This is a genomic window from Streptomyces sp. NPDC036984 (genome assembly GCF_055607665.1).
The window spans coordinates 192,697-217,596 of the sequence record NZ_JBVJRL010000007.1 but is presented as its reverse complement, the minus strand read 5'-3'; the positions used below and the strand labels follow the sequence as shown (position 1 = coordinate 217,596).

The following is a 24,900-nucleotide window of genomic DNA, read 5'->3' as shown; positions in this document are numbered from 1 at the left end:
GTGTTGCAACACCGACACAAAGCGTGGGCCGGGGTTCGGCGCTGTCGGCGGCCCTGCGTAGGGTTCTTGTCAACCGCGCGGTGCGCAGCAGCACGGCGCGGCAACAGGGGATCGTCGAGAGGGGATTGAGCCGTGTCCGTCAACTTGAGCAAGGGTCAGGCCATCAGCCTGGAGAAGAAGGACGGCGCCTCCCTGACGGCGGTCCGTATGGGGCTCGGCTGGCAGGCGGCGAAGCGGCGCGGGCTGTTCGGTTCCCGCACCCGCGAGATCGACCTGGACGCCTCGGCCGTCCTCTTCGCCGAGAAGCAGCCCGTCGACGTCGTCTTCTTCCGGCACCTGGTGAGCGATGACGGTTCCGTGCGCCACACCGGCGACAACCTTGTGGGCGGTGTCGGCCAGGGCGGGGACGACGAGGCGATCCTCGTGGACCTGGCGCGGGTCCCGGTGCACATCGACCAGATCGTCTTCACCGTGAACTCGTTCACCGGCCAGACCTTCCAGGAGGTGCAGAACGCGTTCTGCCGGCTCGTGGACGAGACCAACGGCCAGGAACTCGCCCGCTACACCCTGGCGGGCGGTGGCGAGTACACCGCCCAGATCATGGCCAAGGTGCACCGCGCCGGCTCCGGCTGGACGATGACCGCCATCGGCACCCCGGCCAACGGCCGCACCTTCCAGGACCTGATGCCGGCGATCCTGCCGCACCTCTAGGACCGGAGCGCCCGCTCACCGGTGCGGCACGCTCGACAGAACGACACAGGGGGGCGACGGGCGATGGCGGCTGAGCTGGTACGGGGGCAGAATCACCCGCTGTCCGAGGTCCGGCTGGAGATCCGGATCTCGGCCGGGGTACCGGTCCTGGCCGGAGCCACACTCGGCGACGAGCACGGCACGGTGCACGGCCCCCAGTGGGTGGCCCACCCGGGCGCCCCCGCGCTGCCCGGCATCGAGGCGTCCCGGCAGGCCGCCGCCGAGCATCGTCTCACCGTCGACCTGGGCGCCCTGCCGGAGGCCGTGCACCGCGTCGACGTGTTCCTCGCCCTGCCCACCGGCACCGCGGGCCCGCACCGCTTCGGTGCCGTTCCGGCCCCGCACGCCGCGGTGACGAGCCTCGACGGCACCGAACTCGCCTGTTACACCCTCACCGGTCTGGCCGCCGAGGCCGCCGTGATCGCCCTGGAGCTCTACCGCAGACAGGGCGTCTGGAAAGTGCGCGCGATGGGTCAGGGTTATGCGGGCGGTCTCCCCGCGCTCCTCGCCGACCAGAGCCTGCCCGAGGCCGACACTCTCGCCTCGATGATCCAGGAGGCGGCAGCTCCCAGCCCGGCGGGCGCACTGCCGGCACCGGGTCCCGGGCGTGACGCCCGGCCCGCAGCCGCTTCGGCGTCTCTGACCTCTTCCACCTCGCAGGCAGCCTCCGCTTCCGAACCGGCTGCGCCCGCGCGCCCGTACGACCCGGAGGGCACCGACGACGGTGACTGCCCTCCACCGAGCCTGGGCGGCCCGGTCGACTACACGCACCCGCACCGGGCCCACGACACTCCGCTCCCGCCCCCGCCTACGGCGTCATCGACCGCCGACGGGCCGCCCGCTCGGCCCGTCGCCGGGGACGCGGCGGGCTGGTCGATGGAGGAACGGCTGTACAACCAGGTCTGGGGCGTGTTCGAGGACCTGGCCCGCGCCACGGCCGCCTATCGCAGTGCCGTCGACTTCGCCGACTCCCGCCTGGAGAAGGAGCTGGACCAGGCCCTCGCCGACCCGCGCGATCGGCTCGGCACGGCAGGTGACGCCGCGCGTGAGGCGGCACACGCCCGCCGGAACCGGCTGGCCGATCAGGCGCGCGCCGCCCTCGACCGCGACCTCGCCCAGCTCACCGCCGAGGTCGAGGTGGTCGAGCCCGCGCTGCCGCCCGCCTACGCCCGCTGGGACAACCCCGTCTGGCATGCCTACCGCGTTCCCGCCGAGCCGCCGATGGCGCTGCGACTCGGCGATCTGCACCTCCCGGAGAGCGTGCCACTGCGCATCCCGCTGCTGCTCAGGCTGCCGCTGGAACGGGGGGTGTGGGTCGACAGCGGTCCAGCGGCAGCGGCCGACGACTACGTGCCGGACTCCGCCGAGCTGCGGCACCTGGCCATGGAGACGGCGGTCGCCCTCGCGGCGCGCCTGCTCGCCGTACACCCGCCTGGGGTGCTCTCCGTGCAGGTCATCGACCCGGCCGGTGCCGGGGCGCGGGCGTTGCTGCCGCTGGTCCAGGCCGGAGTCCTCGCGGCGCCGCCCGCGATCGGGGCGGTGGGGGGCGCGCAGGTGCTGGAGAGGCTCATCCGGCGGGTCGACCTGGTGCAGATGGCGGTGCACGGCGGCGCGGCCGAGTCGCTGCCGGCCGATGTCGACCCCGCCACGCAGCTCCTGATCGTCAACGACTTCCCGCACGGCTTCGACGACCGGTCGGTGACCTGGCTCCGTTGTCTGGCCGACGAGGGTCCGGCTGTCGGCGTGCATCTCCTGCTGGTCGCCGACCGTCAGGACGCGGCCGCCCACGGTCCCTTGCTCGATCCGCTGTGGCGTTCGCTGCTGCGACTCACGCCGCTGCCCGACGACCATGTCGCCGATCCGTGGGTCGGACACGCCTGGACGTACGAACCCTCACTCGCCCCAGCCGGCAGCCAGGTCCTGCGGGAGGCGCTGGCCGAGGTGGCCAGAGCTCGCACCAAGCAGTAGTAAAGCCACTCTGAGCAGGTGGTTTGGGATTCCCTTTACTTACCTCTTTACCGTTCCTTGGTGATTGGGGTACTGTCTTTCGTACGGAGGGGAGTACTCCCTGACTGCGGCGCACCCGTCAGTACGGACCGGTTCCGGTCCCGGGGCGTCGGCCCATCGCGGGTGGAAGAGACCTCCGGCAGCGACAACGCTGATGTGTTTGCCGTTATCCCATGCCGGAGGTGCAGTGGAAGTCTCCATGACCCTGTGGGTCCTGACCATCGTGGGCCTCGCCGCCCTGATCGCCATCGATTTCTTCATCGGCCGCAAGCCGCATGAGGTCTCGATCAAGGAAGCGGGCATCTGGACGGTCGTCTGGATCGCCCTGGCCGGCCTCTTCGGCCTAGGCCTCCTCGTCTTCGGCGGAGGACAGCCGGCCGGCGAGTTCTTCGCGGGCTTCATCACCGAGAAGTCGCTGAGCGTCGACAACCTCTTCGTCTTCGTCCTGATCATGGCGAAGTTCGCGGTGCCCACCCAGTACCAGCAGCGTGTGCTGCTCGTGGGTGTCCTCATAGCCCTGGTCCTGCGAGCCGTCTTCATCGCCGCCGGGGCCGCGATCGTCACCAGCTTCTCCTGGGTGTTCTACCTCTTCGGGGCCTTCCTGATCTGGACCGCCTGGAAGCTCATCCAGGAGGCCCGCGCGGACGAGGAGGACGAGGAGTACGAGGAGAACAAGCTGCTGAAGGCTGCCGAGCGCAAGTTCGGCGTGGCCGACCGGTACCACGGCACCAAGCTGTGGATCCAGCAGAACGGCAAGCGCGTCATGACCCCGATGCTGGTCGTCATGCTCGCCATCGGCACCACGGACGTGCTGTTCGCCCTGGACTCCATCCCCGCGATCTTCGGCCTGACCCAGGACCCGTACATCGTCTTCACCGCCAACGCCTTCGCCCTGATGGGTCTGCGCCAGCTCTACTTCCTCATCGGCGGGCTGCTCAGGAAGCTGGTCCACCTCTCGTACGGGCTGTCGATCATCCTCGGCTTCATCGGCGTCAAGCTGGTGCTGCACGCCCTGCACGAGTCGGGTGTCCACGTGCCCGAGATCAGCATCCCGGTCTCGCTCGGCGTGATCTGCACGGTCCTCGCCGTCACCACGGTCACCAGCCTGCTGGCCTCCAGGAAGCAGGCGGCCGCCGAGGCGGCGCACGCCGGCGGCGAAGGCGCTCCGAAGGACAGCGTCGACGCCTGACGGCGCTGGACGGCTGTGACGCCGCCGCCCTGGTGGAAGCCCGCGAGCTGACACTGCCCGCAGGCGCGGCCTCGGTGCGACGCGGGGCCCGGTCCCACCGGCACCGGGCCCCGCACCGGAAAGCCGGAAAGCCGAAAAGGAGGAGGAGCGGTATCCGAAAAGGACGGAATGCGAATCCTGTACGGCTCTGCGACCATCGCCGCATGATCACTCGGCTCCGGTCGCTCACCCACCGATGGACGATGCTCGTGCCGGTGCTCGCGGTCGTCCTGCTCGCCTTCACCTGGGGCCGCGACCTGCCCGGGGTGGCCGTCGGCCTGGTGACCCTGGTCCTCGCCGGTGCCGTCCTGGCGGCGGTGCACCACGCCGAGGTCGTCGCCCACCGAGTCGGCGAGCCCTTCGGGTCCCTGGTGCTCGCCATCGCCGTGACGGTCATCGAGGTGGCCCTGATCGTCACCCTCATGGCCGACGGCGGCGACAAGAGTTCCACCCTGGCCAGGGACACCGTCTTCGCCGCCGTGATGATCACCTGCAACGGCATCGTGGGGCTGTGCCTGCTCGTCGCGTCGCTGCGGCACGGTACGGCGGTCTTCAACCCCGAGGGCACCGGCGCCGCGCTGGCGACCGTGGCGACGCTGGCCACGCTCAGCCTGGTGCTGCCGACTTTCACCACCAGCAAGCCCGGACCGGAGTTCTCCACCGTCCAGCTGACGTTCGCCGCCCTGTCCTCCCTGATCCTTTACGGGCTGTTCGTGGCCACCCAGACCGTGCGCCACCGCGACTACTTCCTGCCCATCACCCGGCAGGGTGAGGTCATCACCACGGTCGACCACGCCCAGCCCCCGTCCGCGCGTACCGCTCGGACCAGCCTCGGCCTGCTCGGGCTGGCCCTGATCGGCGTGGTCGGCCTGGCCAAGAGCGTGTCGCCCACGATCGAGTCGGGCGTGGCCGCCGCGGGCCTGCCACAAGCGGTCGTCGGTGTGATCATCGCCCTGCTCGTGCTGCTGCCCGAGACGATCGCCGCGTTGCGCTCCGCCCGCCGTGACCGCGTGCAGACCAGCCTCAACCTCGCGCTCGGCTCCGCGATGGCCAGCATCGGCCTGACCATTCCGGCCGTGGCGCTCGCCTCCGTCTGGCTGTCCGGGCCGCTCGTCCTCGGCCTCGGCTCGACCCACATGCTGCTGCTCGCGCTGACCGTGGTGGTCAGTTCGCTGACCGTGGTGCCGGGCCGGGCCACGCCCCTCCAGGGCGGTGTCCATCTGGTGCTGTTCGCCGCCTACCTGGAACTGGCGATCAACCCCTAGCCTGCGGCCGGCCCACGGCGTGGTCAGCTCCCGACCGGCTCCGCCACCGGCACGGGCACCGGGCGCGTCTCCGGCAGCAGCGCGAAACACACGAGGCTGATCAGCCCGATGCCCGTCAGATACACGCCCACGCCCCACGGGACCCGTCCGCCCTGTTCCGCGAGCGCCGTCGCCACGATCGGGGTGAGCGCCCCGCCGAGGACCCCGCCGAGGTTGTAGCCCACGGCGGCGCCCGTGCACCGTACCCGCGGCTCGTACAACTCCGGCAGGTAGGCGGCGATCACCGCGAACATGATGACGAAGGCGAGCAGGGCGCCCAGGATGGCCAGGAACATCAGCAGCGGCTCGCCGGTCGACAACAGCGCGACCATGGGAAGCATCCACAGGATGCAGGCCGCGCACCCCGTCAGGCACATCGGCCGGCGTCCGTACCGGTCGCCGAACAACGCCATGAGGGGGGTGAGCGCGCCCTTCACGACCACCGCGCCCATGATGCACGTCAGCATGACCGTACGGCTCACGCCGAGCCGTTCCGTCGCGTACGCGAGCGACCAGGTCGTCACCGCGTAGTACACCGCGTACCCCATGGCCAGCGCCCCGGCCGTCAGCAGCACCAGCCGCCCGTGGTGTCGTACGACCTCGAAGAACGGCACGCGCGCGTGGTCGTCGATCTCCAGGAACTGGGGGCTCTCCGTGAGCGACGAGCGCAGCCACAGGCCGGCCAGTGCCAGCACGCCGGCCGCCCAGAACGGTACTCGCCAGCCCCATCGCGCGAACTCCGCGTCGGACAGCGCCGCCGACAGCGCGAGTGTCACCCCGTTGGCCAGCAGGAAGCCGAGCGCCGGCCCCATCTGAGGGAAGCTGGACCACAGGGCGCGCCGTCCGGCGGGCGCGTGCTCGGCGGTCAGCAGCACCGCCCCGCCCCATTCCCCGCCGAGCCCCAGCCCCTGGAGAAAACGCAGCACGAGCAGCAGTAGGGGCGCGGCCACGCCGATGGTCCCGTACGCCGGCACACAGCCGACCGCGACCGTCGAGGCGCCGGTGAGCAACAGCGAGAGAATGAGCACCGGCCGACGTCCGCGCCGGTCCCCGAGGTGGCCGAACAGCACCGAGCCCAGCGGCCGGGCCACGAATCCCACACCGAACGTCGCGAACGCCGCCAGCGTCCCCGCGACCGGTGAGAACGTCGGGAAGAACAGCGGCCCCAGGACCAGAGCCGCCGCGGTCCCGTAGACGAAGAAGTCGTAGAACTCGATCGCCGTCCCGGCGAGCGAGGCGGCGGCGAGCCGCGGCATGGACGGGGTGCTCACGGCGCGTACAGGGTGCATACCGCGTCAACTACCCGCGGTGATCAAGGGTTACGGGGGCGTGCGGAGGTGACCAGGGGGCCCGAGTGCACGCCGTGGTGACCGGCATGCAGGGGCCGCTGCCCGCCCTGGCCGGCGTGATAGACCGGGGGCGAGCAGCGGTCGTCCACGCACCGCTCCGACCGGACCGGAGGAACCGTGCCCCGCACCCTGGCCAACGCCCCGATCATGATTCTCAACGGGCCCAACCTGAATCTGCTCGGCCAGCGCCAGCCCGAGATCTACGGCAAGGACACGCTCGCCGACGTGGAGGCGCTGTGCGCCAAGGCGGCGGCCGCGCACGGCGGCACGGTGGACTTCCGGCAGTCCAACCACGAAGGCGAACTGGTCGACTGGATCCACGAGGCACGGCTGAACCACTGCGGGATCGTCATCAACCCCGGTGCCTACTCGCACACGTCTGTCGCCATCCTGGACGCGCTCAACACCTGCGACGGCATGCCCGTCCTGGAGGTGCACATCTCCAACATCCACCAGCGCGAATCGTTCCGGCACCACTCCTACGTCTCGCTGCGCGCCGACGGCGTGATCGCCGGCTGCGGAGTGCAGGGCTACGTGTTCGGCGTGGAGCGGGTCGCGGCGCTGGTCGGGGCGGCACAGGCCGACGTGTGACCGCGCGGGGCTACAGCCGGCCCGCCTCCACGATCCGCCGCAGGAAGCGCCGCGTGCGCTCCTCGCGCGGATCGCCGAACACCTGCTCGGCGGTGCCCCGCTCCAGCACCACCCCGCCGTCCAGGAAGCACACCTGGTCGGCGACGTCCCGCGCGAAGCCCATCTCGTGCGTCGCGAGCACCATGGTCATGCCCTCGTCCTTCAGGCCGCGAACCACCTCCAGCACTTCGCCGACCAGTTCCGGGTCGAGCGCCGCCGTGATCTCGTCCAGCAGCAACAGCCGGGGCCGCACCGCGAGAGCCCGTGCGATCGCCACACGCTGCTGCTGACCGCCGCTGAGGCGGTCCGGGTAGGCGTCGGCCTTGCCGGCGAGTCCCAGGCGCTCCAGCAGCTGCCCGGCCCGCTCCTCGGCCTCCGCGCGCGAAACGCCGTGCACCCGGCGCGGTGCGAGCGTGATGTTGTCGAGCACGGTTATGTGCGGGAAGAGGTTGTACGCCTGGAAGACCACGCCGATCCGGCGCCGCACCGCGTCCTGGTCGACCCGCGGGTCGGTGATCTCCTCGCCGTCCAGCCAGATCGCGCCGTCGTCGATCCCCTCCAGGAGGTTGGCGCAGCGCAGCAGTGTCGACTTGCCCGAGCCGGAGGCGCCGATCAGTGCGGTCACCGTGTGCGGCGCGACCTCCAGATCGACGTCGCGCAGGACGACCGAGCCGCCGAACGTCTTGCGGACGGACTCCATCCGCAGAACGGGTGCGTTGCTCACCCGCGTGCTCTCATGCGTGCTCATAGGGATCCCTCCCGGGTGCTCACAGGGGTCCTCCCTGGGCCCGCCGCCGGTCCGTCCGTGCCGTCACCCAGTCGGTGAACCGGGTCATCGGGATGGTCAGCGCCACGAACACCAGCCCCGCGACGATGTACGGCGTGTAGTTCAGGCTGCGGCCCACGATGATGTCGGCCGCTCGTACGGCGTCCACGGCGCCCCCGATGGACACCAGGCCGGTGTCCTTCTGGAGCGACACCAGGTCGTTGAGGAGCGGCGGCACCTGGCGGCGCACCGCCTGCGGCAGGACGACATAGCGCAGGGCCTGCCGGTTGGTGAGCCCCAGCGACCGTGCCGCCGCGCGCTGCGAGGGGTGGATGGACTCGATGCCCGCCCGGAACACCTCCGCCACGTACGCCGAGTACGTCAGCGTCAGCGCAGTACCGCCGAGCACCACCGGATCGACCGTCACACCTTGCAACCGCAGCGCCGGCACGCCAAGGACCACGATCATCAGGTTGATGATCAGCGGCAGTCCGCGGAAGAAGTCGGTGTACGCCGCCGCCAGCACCCGCAGCGGGAAGAAGACCGGGCCGCGCAGGGTCCGCGCGACGGCGATCAGCATGCCGAGGACGAGGACGGCGGCGCCGCAGATCAGCAGCAGGCGGACGTTCAGCCACAGCCCTTCGAGGATCTTCGGGAACGCCTCGCGCGCGTACTGCGCACTGAAGAAGGTCTCTTTGGTGCGAGGCCAGCCCGGCGCGTTGACGACGACCACGTAGAGCACGGCGGCCGTGACGAGGGTGGACAGGGCCGCGACGGCCGTGGCGCGGCGGGCACGCGCGCGTTGGTAGCGCTCGCGTGCCAGCCGCCGCTCGGAGGGGACGTAGCCGTCGCCGGCGCCGTCAGCGGCGCCGGTGGTCATGTCGCCCGTGTCGTCCGCTCCCTCCGGGGCCGAATCGCCCTTTGTGACCGTCACTTGAGCACCGGGGCGTCGACGGCGTCCGAGAGCCACTGCTTCTCGATCGCGGCCAGCCTGCCGTCCTTGCGCAGGGCGTCGACGGCGCCGGTCACGCACGAGGTGAGGGCGCTGCCCTTGTCCAGGACGAGCCCGAACTGCTCGGCAGCGCCGCCCTGGTTCTCGAACTGGCCGACGACCTCGGCGTTCGTCACCTCGGCAGCCGTGATGTAGAACGCGGTCGGCAGGTCGGTGACGACGGCGTCGACCTGACCGTTCTTCAGCGCGGACTTGGCCTGGTCGTTCTTGCCGTAGACGGCCGCGGCCCGCTTCGGCTTCACCACGTCGGTGATGTAGTCGAGGCTGGTGGTGCCCACCTGGGCACCGAGCTTCAGGTCCTTCAGGTCGGCGATGCTCGTCGCCTTGGCCGCCTTGCCGCCCTTCAGCGCGATGACGGCCTGGCGCACGTCGTAGTAACCGGACGAGAAGTCCACGGCCTTCTTGCGTTCGCCGCTGATCGACACCTGGTTGATGTCGAAGTCGAAGGTCTTCACCCCGGGCGCGAACGCCTTGTTGAACGGCACGCTCTGCCATACGACCGCGCTCTTGCCGTACCCCAGTTGCTTCGCCACGGCATACGCGACCGCCGACTCGAAGCCCTTGCCGTTGGCGGGCTTGTCGTCCTTGAACCAGGGCTCGTACGCCGGTTCGTCCGTCGCGATCGTCAGCTTCCCCGACGTCTTGGTTGCCAACGTGCCCTTGGCGCAGCTCTTGGCCGTCCCGGGTGGTACGGCCGAGGACTTGTCCTCGGGCTGCGGGGCGCAGCCGACGGCGGTGGCGAGCAGGGCTACGGTGGCGGCGGCCACCGCGCGGCGCAGGGCGCGAGGGGCAGGATGCATGGCGTGGAGAGTGGCAGTGAACTCCGCGTCTGTCCAGGTCACGGCGATAGTTGTCCGCATGCTGGGAACGGGTGTTGCAGGCGTGTGAAACGCCGGTGCAGGCAGGCCACACGCGCGTGCCGGGGCCTGGGCCGCCGGCCGAGGGCGGGGTTGGAGACCGGCGGCCCCTACCGCTCAGGAGCCGTCATCCTGCGCGGGGCTGCTACCAGTTGACAGCGAGGCGACCGCTCTTCGGGAGTGCGCACGGGGGCCCGGCGCGTGCGAAAGGTTCACACGGGGCGCGCGCAGAGTGGTGCACGCCCGGCGTGTGGGCGAGGCTTGCGCGGGGCGCGCCCGGCGCGTGCGCGGGGCGCGCTGACGGTATGTGCGCCGGAGCGCGGGCGCTTCACAGGCACCGGGCGCTCACCGCAGGCGGGGCGGTCCCCCGGCACGCACAAGCGCGTACGGACGCCCCCGAGCCGGCAGGCGCCCACTCACCACCCGCGCGCGTGCCACTCCGGCAGATGCGGCCGTTCCGAGCCCAGCGTGGTGTCGTTGCCGTGCCCGGGGTAGACCCACGTCTCGTCCGGCAGCACGTCGAAGATCTTCGTCTCCACGTCGTGGATCAGGCTGGCGAACGCCTTCGGGTCCTTGCGCGTGTTGCCGACACCGCCCGGGAAGAGGCAGTCGCCGGTGAAGAGGTGCGGGTGACCGTGCGGGTCGTCGTAGACCAGCGCGATCGAACCGGGCGTGTGCCCGACCAGATGGCGCGCGGTGAGCTCCACCCGGCCCACCCTGATGACGTCGCCGTCGTCGACGAGGACGTCGGTGGGCACGGGGATGCCGGCGGCGTCGTCGCGGCCCGCGTACGTACGCGCGCCCGTGGCCGAGACGACCTCGGCGAGGGCCTGCCAGTGGTCACCGTGCTGGTGCGTGGTGACGACGGACGCGATGCCGTCGTCACCGATCATGGCGAGGAGCGTCCCCGCCTCGTTGGCGGCGTCGATCAGGAGCTGCTCGTCGGTGGCACGGCAGCGCAGCAGGTAGGCGTTGTTGTCCATCGGCCCGACCGCGATCTTGGTGATCATCAGGTCTTTCAGCTCGTGCACGTCCGCCGGTCCGCCGACCTTGACCTCTCCGGAGTACGTCATGGCGATCAGCCTATAGCGGGCGAGTCGCCGGGGGCGGGCGCAAGGGCGAGCCCGTGCACGGTCGTCGCCCTAGAGCGGCGGCAGCTTCGGCAGCGCACCGCCGCGCACCTCCAGTGCCGCCCCGTCGCGGCGCCCGGCGAGCCAGCCCACCAGGTCGGCCGGCCGGCCGGTGACCGTCACCTCGGGCTCGTCCGCCGTGCGCCCGGTGGTCCACACGCGCGTGCCGTCCGTGACACGGGTCGCCGGGACGTCGGGGCGCCCGGAGAACCGCTCGGTGAGGAAGTCGGTCTCGCGCTCCAGGAACTCCGCCGGAAGATCCTCCAGCTCGTACCCGATCCCGAGGTCGACGTGGTGCACGTCCACCTCGACCCACCGGCGGAACGGCACCCGGGACGCGGAGTCGGTGACCCCGTTGCGCAGCTCGACCGTGCGGGTCCAGTCCGCGGGGAGCTTCCCGAACGCCAGGAAGCGCGCCGTGCTCTCCCGGATGTCGGCGATCTGGGCCTCCACAGGACGCGGGGCGTCGCGCTCGATGTCGCCGTCGCGCGCCTCGGCGCTCACGTACATGGGACGGCCCTGGAGGACGTTCAAGAGCGCGTCCGCGTTCCGGGCGATGTGGGCGAGGAGGTGCCCGCGGGTCCAGCCCGGAAGCCGTGACGGCTCGGCGAGCGAGGCGTTGTCCAGTTTTGCGACCGCGATGAGGAGTCGTTCGGTCGCGTCACGTACACAGGCCAGGTCATGAGCGTGATCAATCATGGTCCTGACCCTAGCCCGGCCACACCTTCGGGTGAAGGTGGTGAACCTTGCCCGCTAATCGAATGCGCGTGCTATATCGTCGGAGGTGGCGTCGGGCATGCTGGAGGGCCGGGAGTTGTTATGCAACCGGGCAATCCGACCGGCGTTGTCAGTGGCTCCCCCTAGTCTGAAGAAGCACGGGGGCCCCGCCCCTGTCACTTCTCTCAAGAAAGGTGCGGACCGGCGTGGCCGACCGTCTCATCGTCCGTGGCGCGCGCGAGCACAACCTGAAGAACGTCTCGCTCGACCTGCCTCGTGACTCGCTCATCGTCTTCACGGGCCTGTCCGGGTCGGGCAAGTCCTCCCTGGCCTTCGACACGATCTTCGCGGAGGGCCAGCGCCGCTACGTGGAGTCGCTCTCCTCGTACGCCCGGCAGTTCCTCGGCCAGATGGACAAGCCCGACGTCGACTTCATCGAGGGCCTCTCCCCGGCGGTCTCCATCGACCAGAAGTCGACCTCGCGCAACCCGCGCTCGACGGTCGGCACGATCACCGAGGTCTACGACTACCTGCGGCTGCTCTTCGCGCGTATCGGCAAGCCGCACTGCCCCGAGTGCGGCCGGCCGATCTCGCGCCAGTCGCCGCAGGCCATCGTGGACAAGGTCCTGGAGCTGCCGGAGGGGAGCCGCTTCCAGGTGCTGTCCCCGCTGGTGCGCGAGCGCAAGGGCGAGTTCGTCGACCTCTTCACCGACCTCCAGACCAAGGGCTACTCGCGCGCGCGTGTGGACGGCCAGACCATCCAGCTGTCCGAACCGCCGACCCTGAAGAAGCAGGAGAAGCACACCATCGAGGTGGTCGTGGACCGCCTCACGGTGAAGGACTCCGCCAAGCGCCGCCTCACCGACTCCGTGGAGACCGCCCTCGGCCTGTCCGGCGGCATGGTCGTGCTCGACTTCGTGGACCTCCCCGAGGACGACCCCGAGCGCGAGCGCATGTACTCGGAGCACCTGTACTGCCCGTACGACGACCTGTCCTTCGAGGAGCTGGAGCCGCGCTCCTTCTCCTTCAACTCGCCCTTCGGCGCCTGCCCCGAGTGCACCGGCATCGGCACGCGCATGGAGGTCGACCCCGAGCTGATCGTCCCGGACGAGGACAAGTCCCTGGACGAGGGCGCCATCCACCCCTGGTCGCACGGGCACACCAAGGACTACTTCGGCCGTCTGATCGGGGCCCTCGCGGACGCGCTCGGCTTCCGCACGGACATCCCGTTCGCAGGCCTGCCGCAGCGCGCGAAGAAGGCCCTGCTCCACGGTCACAAGACCCAGATCGAGGTCCGCTACCGCAACCGGTACGGGCGGGAGCGGGTGTACACCACGCCCTTCGAGGGCGCGGTGCCGTTCGTGAAGCGCCGGCACAGCGAGGCCGAGAGCGACGCCAGCCGCGAGCGCTTCGAGGGCTACATGCGCGAGGTGCCCTGCCCCTCCTGTGAGGGCACGCGCCTGAAGCCGATCGTCCTCGCGGTCACGATCATGGAGAAGTCGATCGCCGAGGTCTCCTCGATGTCGATCAGCGACTGCGCCGACTTCCTGGGCCGGCTGAAGCTGAACGCCCGGGACAAGAAGATCGCCGAGCGGGTGCTGAAGGAGGTCAACGAGCGGCTGCGCTTCCTGGTGGACGTCGGCCTGGACTACCTGTCGCTGAACCGCGCGGCCGGCACGCTCTCCGGCGGCGAGGCCCAGCGCATCCGCCTGGCCACCCAGATCGGCTCCGGCCTCGTCGGCGTCCTGTACGTCCTGGACGAGCCGTCCATCGGTCTGCACCAGCGGGACAACCACCGGCTGATCGAGACCCTGGTCCGGCTGCGCGACATGGGCAACACGCTCATCGTCGTGGAGCACGACGAGGACACGATCAAGGTCGCCGACTGGATCGTGGACATCGGCCCCGGCGCCGGCGAGCACGGCGGCAAGGTCGTGCACAGCGGCTCCGTGAAGGAGCTGCTCGAGAACGCAGAGTCGCAGACCGGTGCGTACCTCTCGGGCCGCAAGGCGATCCCGCTCCCGGACGTCCGCCGGCCGCGTGACCCGTCCCGGCGGCTCACCGTGCACGGCGCCCGTGAGAACAACCTCCAGGACATCGACGTGTCCTTCCCGCTGGGTGTGTTCACGGCCGTCACCGGCGTCTCCGGATCCGGCAAGTCGACCCTGGTCAACGACATCCTGTACACGCACCTGGCCCGCGAGCTGAACGGCGCCCGGACCGTCCCCGGACGGCACACGCGCGTGGACGGCGACGACCAGGTCGACAAGGTCGTGCACGTCGACCAGTCGCCGATCGGCCGCACCCCGCGGTCCAACCCGGCGACGTACACCGGCGTCTTCGACCACATCCGCAAGCTGTTCGCCGAGACCACCGAGGCGAAGGTCCGCGGCTACATGCCCGGTCGCTTCTCCTTCAACGTCAAGGGCGGCCGCTGCGAGAACTGCGCGGGCGACGGCACGATCAAGATCGAGATGAACTTCCTCCCGGACGTCTACGTCCCGTGCGAGGTCTGCCACGGCGCCCGGTACAACCGGGAGACCCTGGAGGTCCACTACAAGGGCAAGTCCATCGCCGAGGTGCTGAACATGCCCATCGAGGAGGCCATGCACTTCTTCGAGGCGGTTCCGGCGATCTCCCGTCACCTGAAGACGCTGCACGACGTCGGTCTCGGCTACGTCCGCCTCGGCCAGTCCGCCACCACCCTCTCCGGTGGCGAGGCGCAGCGCGTGAAGCTCGCCAGCGAGCTGCAGAAGCGGTCCACCGGACGTACGGTCTACGTCCTGGACGAGCCGACCACCGGTCTGCACTTCGAGGACATCAGCAAGCTGCTGAAGGTCCTCGGCGGACTGGTCGACAAGGGCAACACGGTCATCGTCATCGAGCACAACCTCGACGTGATCAAGACCGCCGACTGGATCGTGGACATGGGCCCGGAGGGCGGCGCCGGCGGTGGCCTGGTGGTTGCCGAGGGCACGCCCGAGGAGGTCGCCGGGGTTCCGGCGAGTCACACGGGCAAGTTCCTGAGGGAGATCCTCGGCGCCGACCGCATCAGCGACGCCGAGCCGGTGACGGCCCGGCGGGGCGGCGCGGCCCGGAAGACGGCGGCGGCCAAGTCGACGGCGAAGAAGACGGTGACGGCCAAGGCCAACAACACCGCGACCAGGAAGGCCGCCACGGCCACGAAGAAGGCGACGCCCGCGAAGAAGACGACGCGGACCCGCACGGCCTGAGCGTGATCGGCACGCGTCCGGCAGCGTGCCTCGGCATCCGGCCTGACAATCCATCAAAAATGCAGCGCCCCGCGGGAACTCCCCGCGGGGCGCCGCTCGTTCCACCATCAGACAGCCCGGTCCCGCAGCCCCACAGGTCCCCGCACACCGCCGGCCCGGCCGTACCTTGTCAACAGCACAGGGAAGACAGACCACTCACAGCGCGGCCGGCCCGCCCAGCTCCGCCGCGTAGGGCGGCTCGGCCCCCGCCCGCGAGCAGGTGATCGCCGCCGCCCGTGCCGCGAAGCGCAGCAGCCGTGTCCAGCCCTCCGTCCCGAGGGCGGCGAGCGCTTCCGGAGACAGCGCGTCCTGGACGGCCAGCCCGTGCAGCAGGGCCGCGTTCACCGTGTCACCGGCACCGATGGTGTCCACGACATCGACCTTCTCACCCGGCACGGAACACTCCCCGCCGTCCCGGGTGAACACGGTCAGACCGTCGCCGCCCCGCGTGACCACCACGGCCGCCGGTCCCGCGGCCAGCCACTCGCGCGGGGTGCCGCCGAGCCACGCCGCGTCCTCCGCGGACACCTTCAGCAAGGTCACCGAGGGCAGCCAGCTCTTGAAACGTGCCCGGTAGGCGTTCGCGTCCGGGATCAGCCCCGCCCGGATGTTGGGATCGAGCGTGGTGAACAGCCCCTGTCCGGCAGCGATCCGCATCAGTTCCTCATAGGCGCTCGCCCCCGGTTCCAGGACGAGCGAGCAGGTACCGAAGGACACCGCGCGCGTACCGGCGGGGAGCGCGGCGGGGGCGGTGAACAGGCGGTCGGCGGTGCCGTCGACATAGAAGGAGTAGGCGGCCGAGCCGGTGGCGTCGATCGTGGCCACGGCGAGGGTCGTCGGCTCCGGCCCCCGCTGTACCGCGGACACGTCGACCCCGGCCCGGCGCAGCCCGTCGAGCAGCGCCTCGCCGAAGGCGTCGTCCGACGTCCGCGAGCAGAAGGCGGTGCGGGAGCCGAGCCGGCCGAGGGCCACGGCGGTGTTGTACGGGCCGCCGCCGAGCGCCGGCTTCAGGCCCGCGAGGGCACCGGGGCCCTGCGGTACCAGGTCGATCAGTGCCTCACCGGCGACGACGATCACGACGGGGTTCCCTTCTCGGACAGCGTGGAAGATGCGGTAGGCCCGGCCGCTCCGGAACGGTCGGGTTCCTCCGGGCATCCGCAGGACGTGCGGTGGACGAACGCGCAAGGCAGCCGGACCGTCCGGGCCGGCCGGTCCGGTTCGGCCAGACGGTCCAGGAGCAACCGGACGGCTTGCGCGCCCAGCTCCCGGCTGGGCTGGGCGATGGCGGTCAGCCGGGGCGAGAAGAGGTCGGCCCAGGCGAAGTCGTCGAAGCAGCACAGGGCGATGTCGTCCGGCACGGACCGGCCGAGCCGGCGCAGCGCGTGCAGGGTGCCGATGGTCATCGCGTTGTTGGCGGTGACCAGTGCGGTGGGCGGCTCGGGCAGGCCGAGCAGGTCGGCCGTGGCCTGCTCGGCACCGGCGGACTCGGAGCTGCCGGAGATCACGAGACGTTCGTCGTACGTCAGACCGGCGGAGGCGAGGCCCTCTCGGTGGCCGGAGATGCGCTCACTGGTGGTACTGAGCCCGGGCAGGCCGGCGATCAGACCGATCCGGCGGTGACCCAGCTCGGCGAGATGGGTGACGAGCCGGGCCGTCGGCGCGGCGCTGTCGGCACAGACCTGGTCGAACCACGGCGCGCTCGCGGGCGAGGCGGCACCCGCGAGCCGGTCCGGCGGCACGTCCTGCTCCGGACGCGCCTCGATCAGCCGGTCCAGAAACACTGTCGGTACCGCGTGCCGGCGCAGGTATCCGACGAGATCGCGCGGGTCCGCGGACGGCGCGACGATCATGCCGTCCACCCGGCGCTCGTGCAGGAGCTGCGCGACCTTGCGCTCGTGCCGGGGATCGTCGTGCGGATCGGCGATGAGCAGGCTGTAGCCGGCTTGCAGGGCAGCGGCCTCGACTCCTTGCAGGATCTCCGTGAAGTACGGGTTGCTGATGGCCGACACCGCAAGGCCGAGGGAGCGGGTGCGCGAGGTCACCAGGGAGCGGGCCAGGGTGTTGTGGGTGTAGCCGAGGGCCTCGATGGCGTCGAGTACGGCCTGGCGGGTGTGGGGCAGCACCGGGCGCGTGCCGTTGAGGACGTGGGAGACGGTCGCCACGGAGACTCCGGCGCTCCGGGCGACATCCGCCATGGTGGCCATCGCGCTCCCTTCCTGGGCGACCAGCCGTCAAGCCGTACAAGCCGTGCGACGGCCCGCCGGCAGACTGCTGGTGGCCCGGCTCCGGCATGTGGTGGCCGGGTCCGGGCATGCGGTCTCACCGGTCCGGTCCTCCGCCTTCAGGTCGGGACCGTATCCCATGGTCCAGCTCCGCGTAAACGCTTGCGTAAGCGTTTACGTCGCCTGGGGTGGGTTCGGTGGGGCTGAGCGGAGTCGCGGGGGCGTCCAGGCGCGCATGGGTGGGGAGCCAGGCGCGTGGCGGTGACCGATCCCCACCGAACCCCGCTCCCAGACGGCCTCTCAGCCCCGGTATCGTCGCCGTGCACATCCCTTGAGCAGTGGAGTTCCCTATGCCCGCCCGCTCCTCCGCGAGCCGCCGTACTGTCCTTCGAGGGGCCGCCGCGGCCCCGGTCGCCGGGCTTGGTCTGGCCGCATGTGCGGCCCCGGACGGGAGCGGTCCGGCCGCGGCCCCGACCGCGCCGGTCGACCTCGGCCCGGAGAGCGAGGTCGCGCAGGGCGGGGCCAAGCTGTACCGGGACCACAACGTGGTGGTCAGCCGCGGCAAGGACGGCACGCTGAAGGCGTACAGCACGGTCTGTACGCACGCGGGGTGCCCCATCAACAAGCTCCAGGGGACGACCCTGGTCTGCCCCTGTCACGGCAGCGAGTTCGACGCCGTGACGGGCCAGGTGGTCCAGGCGCCGGCGACAGAGCCGCTGACCGAACTGAAGGTGAAGGCGGCGAACGGCAGGATCGTCGCCGGTCCGGCGGCCTGACGGGAGAGCCGCGGGGTTCTGGAACCGTGGCTCAGCCGGCAGGCAGCGGGGGGCCGCTCACCCCCAGTCCCAGGCGATTCCCACAATGCCAGGCCGGATCCGGGGCTCGACCACATGGGCGCTGTGGTGTGGACCGGTGACGGGCAGTTCCTGGCGGCCGCTGCGTGGGGCTGCCGCCGAGTGCTGGGCGAAGCGGTGGCAGCGCACCGGCAGGGCGGTCGTGTCGAAGCGCACCTGGAGCGCGTACTGGCCGCCGGGGGAGTCGAACCGGTGGAGATACTCGCGGGAGATCCCGGCCGTGCCGTCCTCGATGCCGTAGCGGAACAGGAAGGTGTCGCCGGAGCTCAGCCGGGTGCCGAAGAGCAGCTCGGCCACCAGCATGCCGGTGTCCTGGTCCCAGCGGAGACGACCGGTGCGGCAGTTCTCCAGGGCGTGCACGGTGATACGGCGCGGGTCGCAGCCCGGGTCGCCGTGGTGGACGGCGACGAAGCGGTCGACGCCGTCGCGATGGGCCCGCACGATGTGGTGGGCCTCGCGGCTCGCCAGCTCGCGCCGGGCGCCGATCCGGACGCATTCGTGGTGGCCCAGGGTGTGCAGTCCGCCGTCCAGGGACCAGCCGAGGTCGGCGGTGAGCCGGTCCAGGACGTCCGAGGCCTCGATCAGGGACCGGTACGAGCGGCCCGCCGTGCGGCCGGTCATCGTCCGCCGGTCGGACTCGTCGAGCAGCCGGATCAGTGATTCGTCCGGCAGCTGGAGGATCTCCTCCAGAGCCCGTACGGCCCGCAGCGACTCCGGGCGCTGCGGGCGGCGGGCACCCTGTTGCCAGTAACTCAGGCTGGTGACGCCGACCTTGACCCCGTGGCGCGACAGATGGTGCTGCACGCGCTGGAGCGGCAGACCGCGTGCGGCGATCGCGGCGCGCAGCGCCACATGGAAGGGGCCGCCCCGCAGGGCCGTGTCCAGCTCCGCGGTGGGGATGTCCGCGTGCTCTGTGGCATGCCGCATGCCGAGGGGCCTTTCTGTGAGGTGTCACTACGGCTGGTCAGACCGCCTGTGCGGGTGTGCGGGGCCACCCTCGTGGACGCGGCGGACGCCCGTGGCCGGGCATGCGGCGCCCGTGCGCATCCGTTGCACGGCCCCGAGTTCCCCCGCATTGAAGCGTGTTGACCAGAACCCGACAACACCTCGGACCCGGCCGTTCCGGGCGACTGGCCGGACCTTGCCGTTCCGCGGAGACGGACGCGGGCTGCCGCGGGCGGCGTCCACGGCCGCACAGAGCGACAGCGGCAGGCGGCAGAGCACCGGCATGGCCGGAACTCGACCGCCCGCCGGATGCGTCGAGGGGCCGGGGATGCGGTCCGGGAGGAGCGCGGTGCGGTGCCGCCGGCCCGGAGGTGCGTGCCGCCGACCCGGCGGCCGCACCGGGGCGGCCGCCGGCCTGCGGGCCACCGCCCAGCCCTCACGGCAGACGACTCGGCCCCCTGCCCCCCGCCAACCCTGGCAGCAGACGACTCAGCCCCGCCCCGCCCCCGCCACCCCCGCGACAGAGCACCCAGCCCAGTCAACCCCCGCCCGACCCCCGAACCCCCGCAGCAGCTTCCTCACCCCAGGTCATGCACCGTGCGGGTGTGGGCGTAGTGCACAGGCCCGACGCTGTGTCGGTGCTCGCCAGTAGGGTGTGAGACATGGCCGACCCCTCCAGCTACCGCCCCAGGCCGGGAGACATCCCGGACTCTCCCGGGGTGTACAGGTTCCGTGACGAGCACCGCCGGGTGATCTACGTCGGAAAGGCGAAAAGCCTGCGTCAGCGCCTGGCGAACTACTTCCAGGACCTGGCGAACCTGCACCCGCGGACCCGGACGATGGTGACCACCGCCGCGTCCGTGGAGTGGACCGTGGTGTCCACGGAGGTCGAGGCGCTGCAGCTGGAGTATTCCTGGATCAAGGAGTACGACCCCCGGTTCAACGTCAAGTACCGCGACGACAAGAGCTACCCCTACCTCGCGGTCACGATGAGCGAGCAGTTTCCGCGCGTGCAGGTGATGCGCGGTCACAAGAAGAAGGGCGTCCGGTACTTCGGGCCGTACGCGCACGCGTGGGCCATCCGGGACACCGTCGACCTGTTGCTGCGGGTGTTCCCGGTGCGCACCTGCTCGGCCGGAGTCTTCAAGAACGCCGCGCGCACCGGCCGTCCCTGTCTGCTCGGGTACATCGGGAAGTGCTCCGCACCCTGTGTCGGCCGGATCACCCCCGAGGAGCACGGGGAGCTGGCCGAGGAGTTCTGCGACTTCATGGCCGGCCGCACGGGCACGTACCTCCGCCGTCTGGAGAAGCAGATGAGGGAGGCGGCCGAGGAGATGGAGTACGAGCGGGCGGCCCGCCTGCGCGACGACATCGGGGCCCTGAAGAAGGCCATGGAGAAGAACGCGGTCGTGCTCGCCGACGCGACCGACGCCGACCTCATCGCCGTCGCGGAGGACGAGCTGGAGGCGGCTGTGCAGATCTTCCATGTGCGAGGCGGCCGGGTCCGCGGCCAGCGCGGCTGGGTGACCGACAAGGTCGAGGAGGTCACCACCGGCGCCCTGGTCGAGCACGCCCTCCAGCAGTTGTACGGTGAGGAGACCGGAGATGCGGTCCCCAAGGAGGTGCTGGTCCCGGCGCTGCCCGAGCCGGTCGAGCCGGTCCAGGAGTGGCTGACCGGCCGTCGCGGGGCGAACGTGTCGCTGCGCATCCCGCAGCGCGGCGACAAGAAGGCGCTCATGGAGACCGTGCAGCGCAACGCCCAGCAGGCCCTCGCGCTGCACAAGACCAAGCGCGCCTCCGACCTGACCACGCGGTCGCGTGCGCTGGAGGAGATCGCCGAGGCGCTCGACCTGGACAGCGCCCCGCTGCGGATCGAGTGCTACGACATCTCGCATCTCCAGGGCGATGACGTGGTGGCCTCGATGGTCGTCTTCGAGGACGGTCTTCAGCGCAAGAGCGAGTACCGCCGCTTCCAGATCAAGGGCTTCGCCGGCCAGGACGACGTCCGCTCCATGCACGAGGTGATCACCCGCCGCTTCAAGCGCTACCTCGCGGAGAAGGAGAGGACGGGGGAGTGGGCCGACGGCTCCGGCGCCGAGGACGCCCTCGCCGACGGTGACGGCGCGCTCGCCGGCACCGAGGCGGTCACCGACGCCCTCAAGGACGACGACGGCCGCCCCAAGAAGTTCGCGTACCCGCCGCAGCTGGTCGTGGTCGACGGTGGCCGGCCGCAGGTCGCGGCGGCCCGGCGCGCCCTGGACGAGCTGGGTATCGACGACATCGCCGTCTGCGGCCTCGCCAAGCGCCTGGAGGAGGTCTGGGTGCCCGCCGAGGACGACCCGGTGGTCCTGCCCCGCACCAGCGAGGGCCTGTATCTGCTCCAGCGCGTCCGCGACGAGGCCCACCGGTTCGCGATCACCTACCAGCGCACCAAGCGCGCCAAGCGCTTCCGCGCGGGCCCGCTGGACGAGGTCCCCGGCCTCGGCGAGACGCGCAAACAGGCACTCATCAAGCATTTCGGCTCGGTGAAGAAGCTCCGGTCGGCCACAATCGAGCAGATCCAGGAAGTGCCCGGGATAGGCCGGAAGACGGCCGAGACCATCGCCGTGGCCCTCGCTCAGGCGGCCCCGGCCGCACCCGCCGTGAACACGGCGACCGGAGAGATCATTGAGGACGAGGAACCCGATACGACGGGGGGTTCCTCGGGGGAGCCCGTGACCGCGGGCGCCCCGGACGAACGACGGGGGCAGGAGACATGACCGAGCACGACGCACAGCCCACAGCACAGCGAGATCAGGCGCACAACGACACGGGCGACGATGCCGCCCGGCCGGGCGCCGGCCAGGACGCAGGGCAGGACAACGGAGCACAGGTGAGTACGGGCAGCGAGACAGCCGGGGCCCCCGAGGCGGCCATCCCCGAGCTGGTGATCATCTCCGGCATGTCCGGAGCCGGCCGGTCCACGGCCGCGAAGTGTCTGGAGGACCTCGGCTGGTTCGTCGTGGACAACCTTCCGCCCGCCCTCATCCCCACCATGGTGGAGCTGGGCGCCCGCTCGCAGGGCAACGTGGCGCGGATCGCGGTCGTCGTGGACGTGCGCGGCCGGCGCTTCTTCGACAACCTGCGCGAGTCGCTGGCCGACCTGGAGGCGAAGCACGTCACCCGGCGGATCGTCTTCCTGGAGTCCTCCGACGAGGCACTGGTCCGCCGCTTCGAGTCGGTGCGCCGCCCGCACCCGCTCCAGGGTGACGGCCGCATCGTGGACGGCATCGCCGCCGAGCGGGAGCTGCTGCGCGAGCTGCGCGGTGACGCCGACTTGGTGATCGACACCTCCAGCCTCAACGTGCACGAGCTGCGCGCCAAGATGGACGCCCAGTTCGCCGGCGAGGAGGAGCCCGAGCTGCGGGCCACCGTGATGTCCTTCGGCTTCAAGTACGGCCTCCCGGTCGACGCCGACCTGGTCGCGGACATGCGGTTCCTGCCCAACCCGCACTGGGTCCCGGAGCTGCGCCCGTACACCGGCCTCAACGAGGAGGTCGCCGCCTATGTCTTCAACCAGCCCGGCGCGAAGGAGTTCCTCGACCGGTACGCCGAACTGCTGCGGCTCATCGCGGCCGGGTACCGACGCGAGGGCAAGCGGTATGTGACCATCGCCATCGGCTGTACCGGTGGCAAGCACCGCTCGGTCGCGGTGTCGGAGAAGCTCGCCGCGCGCCTCGCGGCCGAGGGCGTGGAGACGGTGGTCGTACACCGGGACATGGGACGGGAATGACGGAACGTACACCGCGGCTGGGCCGGCTGCGCCGGATGGTGCCCGACGCGCGCGCCGGCCGCACCGCCGAGGCCCGCGGGGGCCGGCCCCGCCGGCGCGGCGCCCAGCCCAAGGTGGTCGCGCTCGGCGGCGGCATGGGCCTGTCCGCGTCGCTCGCCGCGCTGCGCCGGATCACCGGCGATCTCACCGCCGTCGTCACCGTGGCCGACGACGGCGGCTCCAGCGGCAGGCTCCGGGACGAGCTGGGCGTGCTGCCGCCGGGCGACCTGCGCAAGGCGCTGGCCGCTCTGTGCGGCGACGACGACTGGGGCCAGACCTGGGCCCGGGTCATCCAGCACCGCTTCCAGTCCCAGGGCGATCTGCACGACCACGCGGTCGGCAACCTGCTGATCGTCGCCCTGTGGGAGCAGCTCGGCGACCACGTCCAGGCGCTGGACCTGGTCGGCAAGCTGCTCGGCGCGCACGGGCGCGTGCTGCCCATGTCCGCCGTGCCCCTGGAGCTGGAGGCCCTGGTCAAGGGACACGACCCGGAGCGCCCGGACGACGTGGACACGGTGTGCGGGCAGGCGACCGTGGCCCTGACGCCCGGCGAGGTGCAGTCGGTGCACCTCGTACCCCACGACCCGCCCGCCGTCCCCGAGGCCGTGGCGGCGGTCCTGGACGCGGACTGGGTGGTGCTCGGCCCCGGTTCCTGGTTCTCCTCGGTGATCCCGCACCTGCTCGTCCCCGAGCTGCTGGACGCCCTCACCGAGACCAAGGCGCGCCGGGTGCTCTCCTTGAACCTGGCGCCTCAGCCGGGAGAAACCGAGGGCTTCTCCCCGCAGCGTCATTTGGAGGTTTTGGGGCGACACGCCCCTAAACTCGCCCTGGACGTGGTGCTGGCCGACGAGGCCGCCGTGCCCGACCGCGACTCGCTCACCGAGGCCGCCAAGCGGCTGGGAGCCGCGGTCGAGCTGGCGCCGGTGGCCCGGACCGACGGATCTCCCCGGCACGACCCGGAGCTGTTGGCCGCCGCGTACGACCGTATTTTTCGGATGCATGGAAGGATCGGCCCATGGCGATGACGGCAGCGGTGAAGGACGAGATCTCCCGGCTCCCCGTCACCCGGACCTGCTGCAGGAAGGCGGAGGTCTCCGCCATTCTGCGGTTCGCCGGCGGCCTCCATCTGGTGAGCGGGCGCATCGTGATCGAGGCGGAGCTGGACACCGCGATGGCGGCGCGCCGGCTCAAGCGGGACATCCTGGAGATCTTCGGTCACAGCTCCGAGCTGATCGTGATGGCGCCCGGCGGGCTGCGCCGCGGCTCGCGCTATGTCGTCCGGGTCGTCGCGGGCGGTGACCAGCTGGCCCGGCAGACGGGTCTGGTGGACGGCCGGGGCCGCCCGATCCGCGGCCTGCCCCCGCAGGTGGTCTCCGGGGCCACCTGTGACGCCGAGGCGGCCTGGCGCGGAGCGTTCCTGGCGCACGGTTCGCTGACCGAGCCCGGCCGTTCCTCCTCCCTGGAGGTGACCTGCCCGGGCCCGGAGGCGGCGCTGGCGCTGGTCGGTGCCGCCCGCAGGCTGTCGATCGCCGCGAAGGCCCGCGAGGTGCGTGGGGTGGACCGGGTGGTCGTCCGGGACGGTGACGCGATCGGCGCGCTGCTGACCCGGCTCGGGGCGCACGAGTCCGTGCTGGCCTGGGAGGAGCGCCGGATGCGCCGCGAGGTGCGGGCCACGGCCAACCGGCTCGCCAACTTCGACGACGCCAATCTGCGCCGCTCGGCCCGCGCGGCCGTGGCCGCCGGTGCCCGTGTGCAGCGCGCCCTGGAGATCCTGGGGGACGAGGTCCCCGAGCACCTCGCCGCCGCCGGACGACTGCGCATGGAGCACAAGCAGGCGTCCCTGGAGGAGCTGGGCGCGCTCGCCGACCCGCCGCTGACGAAGGACGCGGTCGCCGGCCGGATCCGCCGTCTGCTGGCCATGGCCGACAAGCGTGCCGCCGACCTGGGCATCCCGGGCACGGAGGCGAACCTCACCGAGGAGCTGGCGGAGAACATGGCCGGTTGACCGGCCACCGCTCCAACTGGCCGGTGCCGACGGCCATGTGG

The 24,900-nt window shown here is 71.3% G+C and carries 20 protein-coding genes; 11 read left to right on the top strand and 9 right to left on the bottom strand.

Annotated elements, in window-relative coordinates:
* The first annotated feature begins 132 nt into the window (after positions 1–132).
* From ACZ7DL_RS16235 to ACZ7DL_RS16220, 4 genes are all read left to right on the top strand, one after another.
* Complete coding sequence (locus ACZ7DL_RS16235; protein WP_470774805.1) at positions 133–711, top strand: TerD family protein; 579 nt, start codon at positions 133–135, stop codon at positions 709–711.
* 63 nt (positions 712–774) lie between these two features.
* Positions 775–2,718, top strand: a complete 1,944-nt coding sequence (locus ACZ7DL_RS16230) for a TerD family protein (RefSeq protein ID WP_470774804.1) — start codon at positions 775–777, stop codon at positions 2,716–2,718.
* Between the two features lie 226 nt (positions 2,719–2,944).
* On the top strand, positions 2,945–3,946 hold the full coding sequence (locus ACZ7DL_RS16225) for a TerC family protein (RefSeq protein WP_470774803.1): 1,002 nt from the start codon (positions 2,945–2,947) through the stop codon (positions 3,944–3,946).
* 203 nt (positions 3,947–4,149) lie between these two features.
* Entirely contained in the window at positions 4,150–5,250 is a 1,101-nt protein-coding gene (locus ACZ7DL_RS16220; RefSeq protein WP_470774802.1) for a calcium:cation antiporter, read from the top strand.
* 23 nt (positions 5,251–5,273) lie between these two features.
* Here ACZ7DL_RS16220 and ACZ7DL_RS16215 read toward each other — a convergent pair whose 3' ends face one another.
* A complete protein-coding gene (locus tag ACZ7DL_RS16215; protein WP_470774920.1) occupies positions 5,274–6,545 on the bottom strand; it encodes an MFS transporter in 1,272 nt (423 codons plus the stop codon).
* A gap of 210 nt (positions 6,546–6,755) precedes the next feature.
* On the opposite strand from ACZ7DL_RS16215, the gene aroQ reads away from it, so the two are divergent.
* The gene (aroQ, locus tag ACZ7DL_RS16210) at positions 6,756–7,229 is read left to right on the top strand and encodes a type II 3-dehydroquinate dehydratase (protein WP_470774801.1); all 474 of its coding nucleotides are present in this window, start codon (positions 6,756–6,758) and stop codon (positions 7,227–7,229) included.
* A 10-nt stretch (positions 7,230–7,239) separates the two neighbouring features.
* On the opposite strand, the gene ACZ7DL_RS16205 is transcribed toward aroQ, so the two are convergent.
* From ACZ7DL_RS16205 to ACZ7DL_RS16185, 5 genes are all read right to left on the bottom strand, one after another.
* Positions 7,240–8,016 carry an amino acid ABC transporter ATP-binding protein gene (locus ACZ7DL_RS16205; protein WP_470774800.1) on the bottom strand — a complete coding sequence of 259 codons (777 nt, stop codon included), beginning with the start codon at positions 8,014–8,016 and terminating at the stop codon, positions 7,240–7,242.
* Positions 8,017–8,035: 19 nt separating this feature from the next.
* Positions 8,036–8,968 (bottom strand): amino acid ABC transporter permease, encoded by a 933-nt coding sequence (locus ACZ7DL_RS16200; protein ID WP_470774799.1) that lies wholly within the window; start codon positions 8,966–8,968, stop codon positions 8,036–8,038.
* A complete protein-coding gene (locus tag ACZ7DL_RS16195; protein WP_470774798.1) occupies positions 8,965–9,846 on the bottom strand; it encodes an ABC transporter substrate-binding protein in 882 nt (293 codons plus the stop codon). Before ACZ7DL_RS16195 ends, ACZ7DL_RS16200 begins: the two co-directional genes overlap by 4 nt.
* Positions 9,847–10,319: 473 nt before the next feature.
* Entirely contained in the window at positions 10,320–10,976 is a 657-nt protein-coding gene (locus ACZ7DL_RS16190) for an MBL fold metallo-hydrolase (protein WP_470774797.1), read from the bottom strand.
* Positions 10,977–11,045: 69 nt separating this feature from the next.
* Positions 11,046–11,732 carry a maleylpyruvate isomerase family mycothiol-dependent enzyme gene (locus ACZ7DL_RS16185; protein WP_470774796.1) on the bottom strand — a complete coding sequence of 229 codons (687 nt, stop codon included), beginning with the start codon at positions 11,730–11,732 and terminating at the stop codon, positions 11,046–11,048.
* 224 nt (positions 11,733–11,956) lie between these two features.
* Here ACZ7DL_RS16185 and uvrA point away from each other — a divergent pair, with 224 nt between their 5' ends.
* A complete protein-coding gene (uvrA, locus tag ACZ7DL_RS16180; protein WP_470774795.1) occupies positions 11,957–14,983 on the top strand; it encodes an excinuclease ABC subunit UvrA in 3,027 nt (1,008 codons plus the stop codon).
* Between the two features lie 195 nt (positions 14,984–15,178).
* Here uvrA and ACZ7DL_RS16175 read toward each other — a convergent pair whose 3' ends face one another.
* Positions 15,179–16,099 carry a carbohydrate kinase family protein gene (locus ACZ7DL_RS16175; protein WP_470774794.1) on the bottom strand — a complete coding sequence of 307 codons (921 nt, stop codon included), beginning with the start codon at positions 16,097–16,099 and terminating at the stop codon, positions 15,179–15,181.
* Entirely contained in the window at positions 16,096–17,226 is a 1,131-nt protein-coding gene (locus ACZ7DL_RS16170) for a LacI family DNA-binding transcriptional regulator (RefSeq protein ID WP_470774793.1), read from the bottom strand. Before ACZ7DL_RS16170 ends, ACZ7DL_RS16175 begins: the two co-directional genes overlap by 4 nt.
* A gap of 368 nt (positions 17,227–17,594) precedes the next feature.
* Here ACZ7DL_RS16170 and ACZ7DL_RS16165 point away from each other — a divergent pair, with 368 nt between their 5' ends.
* Positions 17,595–18,020 carry a Rieske (2Fe-2S) protein gene (locus tag ACZ7DL_RS16165; RefSeq protein ID WP_470774792.1) on the top strand — a complete coding sequence of 142 codons (426 nt, stop codon included), beginning with the start codon at positions 17,595–17,597 and terminating at the stop codon, positions 18,018–18,020.
* Between the two features lie 57 nt (positions 18,021–18,077).
* On the opposite strand, the gene ACZ7DL_RS16160 is transcribed toward ACZ7DL_RS16165, so the two are convergent.
* Positions 18,078–19,025 carry a hypothetical protein gene (locus ACZ7DL_RS16160; RefSeq protein WP_470774791.1) on the bottom strand — a complete coding sequence of 316 codons (948 nt, stop codon included), beginning with the start codon at positions 19,023–19,025 and terminating at the stop codon, positions 18,078–18,080.
* 680 nt (positions 19,026–19,705) lie between these two features.
* On the opposite strand from ACZ7DL_RS16160, the gene uvrC reads away from it, so the two are divergent.
* Genes uvrC through whiA form a run of 4 tightly spaced genes read left to right on the top strand, consistent with a single transcriptional unit; the run spans position 19,706 to position 24,859 of the window.
* Positions 19,706–21,802 (top strand): excinuclease ABC subunit UvrC, encoded by a 2,097-nt coding sequence (gene uvrC / locus ACZ7DL_RS16155; protein ID WP_470774790.1) that lies wholly within the window; start codon positions 19,706–19,708, stop codon positions 21,800–21,802.
* Entirely contained in the window at positions 21,799–22,815 is a 1,017-nt protein-coding gene (gene rapZ, locus ACZ7DL_RS16150; RefSeq protein ID WP_470774789.1) for an RNase adapter RapZ, read from the top strand. The genes uvrC and rapZ overlap by 4 nt, the downstream gene beginning before the upstream one ends.
* Positions 22,812–23,879, top strand: a complete 1,068-nt coding sequence (locus tag ACZ7DL_RS16145) for a gluconeogenesis factor YvcK family protein (protein ID WP_470774788.1) — start codon at positions 22,812–22,814, stop codon at positions 23,877–23,879. The genes rapZ and ACZ7DL_RS16145 overlap by 4 nt, the downstream gene beginning before the upstream one ends.
* Entirely contained in the window at positions 23,870–24,859 is a 990-nt protein-coding gene (whiA, locus tag ACZ7DL_RS16140; RefSeq protein WP_470774787.1) for a DNA-binding protein WhiA, read from the top strand. The genes ACZ7DL_RS16145 and whiA overlap by 10 nt, the downstream gene beginning before the upstream one ends.
* Positions 24,860–24,900: the final 41 nt, after the last annotated feature.

Bases quoted from the DNA above. Each gene is read 5' to 3' on its own strand.
- ACZ7DL_RS16215 (WP_470774920.1), bottom strand. From the start codon at position 6,545: ATGCCGCGGCTCGCCGCCGCCTCGCTCGCCGGGACGGCGATCGAGTTC.
- uvrC (WP_470774790.1), top strand. From the start codon at position 19,706: ATGGCCGACCCCTCCAGCTACCGCCCCAGGCCGGGAGACATCCCGGAC.
- ACZ7DL_RS16195 (WP_470774798.1), bottom strand. From the start codon at position 9,846: ATGCATCCTGCCCCTCGCGCCCTGCGCCGCGCGGTGGCCGCCGCCACC.
- ACZ7DL_RS16145 (WP_470774788.1), top strand. From the start codon at position 22,812: ATGACGGAACGTACACCGCGGCTGGGCCGGCTGCGCCGGATGGTGCCC.
- ACZ7DL_RS16230 (WP_470774804.1), top strand. From the start codon at position 775: ATGGCGGCTGAGCTGGTACGGGGGCAGAATCACCCGCTGTCCGAGGTC.
- ACZ7DL_RS16160 (WP_470774791.1), bottom strand. From the start codon at position 19,025: ATGCGGCATGCCACAGAGCACGCGGACATCCCCACCGCGGAGCTGGAC.
- ACZ7DL_RS16185 (WP_470774796.1), bottom strand. From the start codon at position 11,732: ATGATTGATCACGCTCATGACCTGGCCTGTGTACGTGACGCGACCGAA.
- rapZ (WP_470774789.1), top strand. From the start codon at position 21,799: ATGACCGAGCACGACGCACAGCCCACAGCACAGCGAGATCAGGCGCAC.
- ACZ7DL_RS16190 (WP_470774797.1), bottom strand. From the start codon at position 10,976: ATGACGTACTCCGGAGAGGTCAAGGTCGGCGGACCGGCGGACGTGCAC.
- ACZ7DL_RS16165 (WP_470774792.1), top strand. From the start codon at position 17,595: ATGCCCGCCCGCTCCTCCGCGAGCCGCCGTACTGTCCTTCGAGGGGCC.
- ACZ7DL_RS16205 (WP_470774800.1), bottom strand. From the start codon at position 8,016: ATGAGCACGCATGAGAGCACGCGGGTGAGCAACGCACCCGTTCTGCGG.
- ACZ7DL_RS16220 (WP_470774802.1), top strand. From the start codon at position 4,150: ATGATCACTCGGCTCCGGTCGCTCACCCACCGATGGACGATGCTCGTG.
- ACZ7DL_RS16170 (WP_470774793.1), bottom strand. From the start codon at position 17,226: ATGGCCACCATGGCGGATGTCGCCCGGAGCGCCGGAGTCTCCGTGGCG.
- whiA (WP_470774787.1), top strand. From the start codon at position 23,870: ATGGCGATGACGGCAGCGGTGAAGGACGAGATCTCCCGGCTCCCCGTC.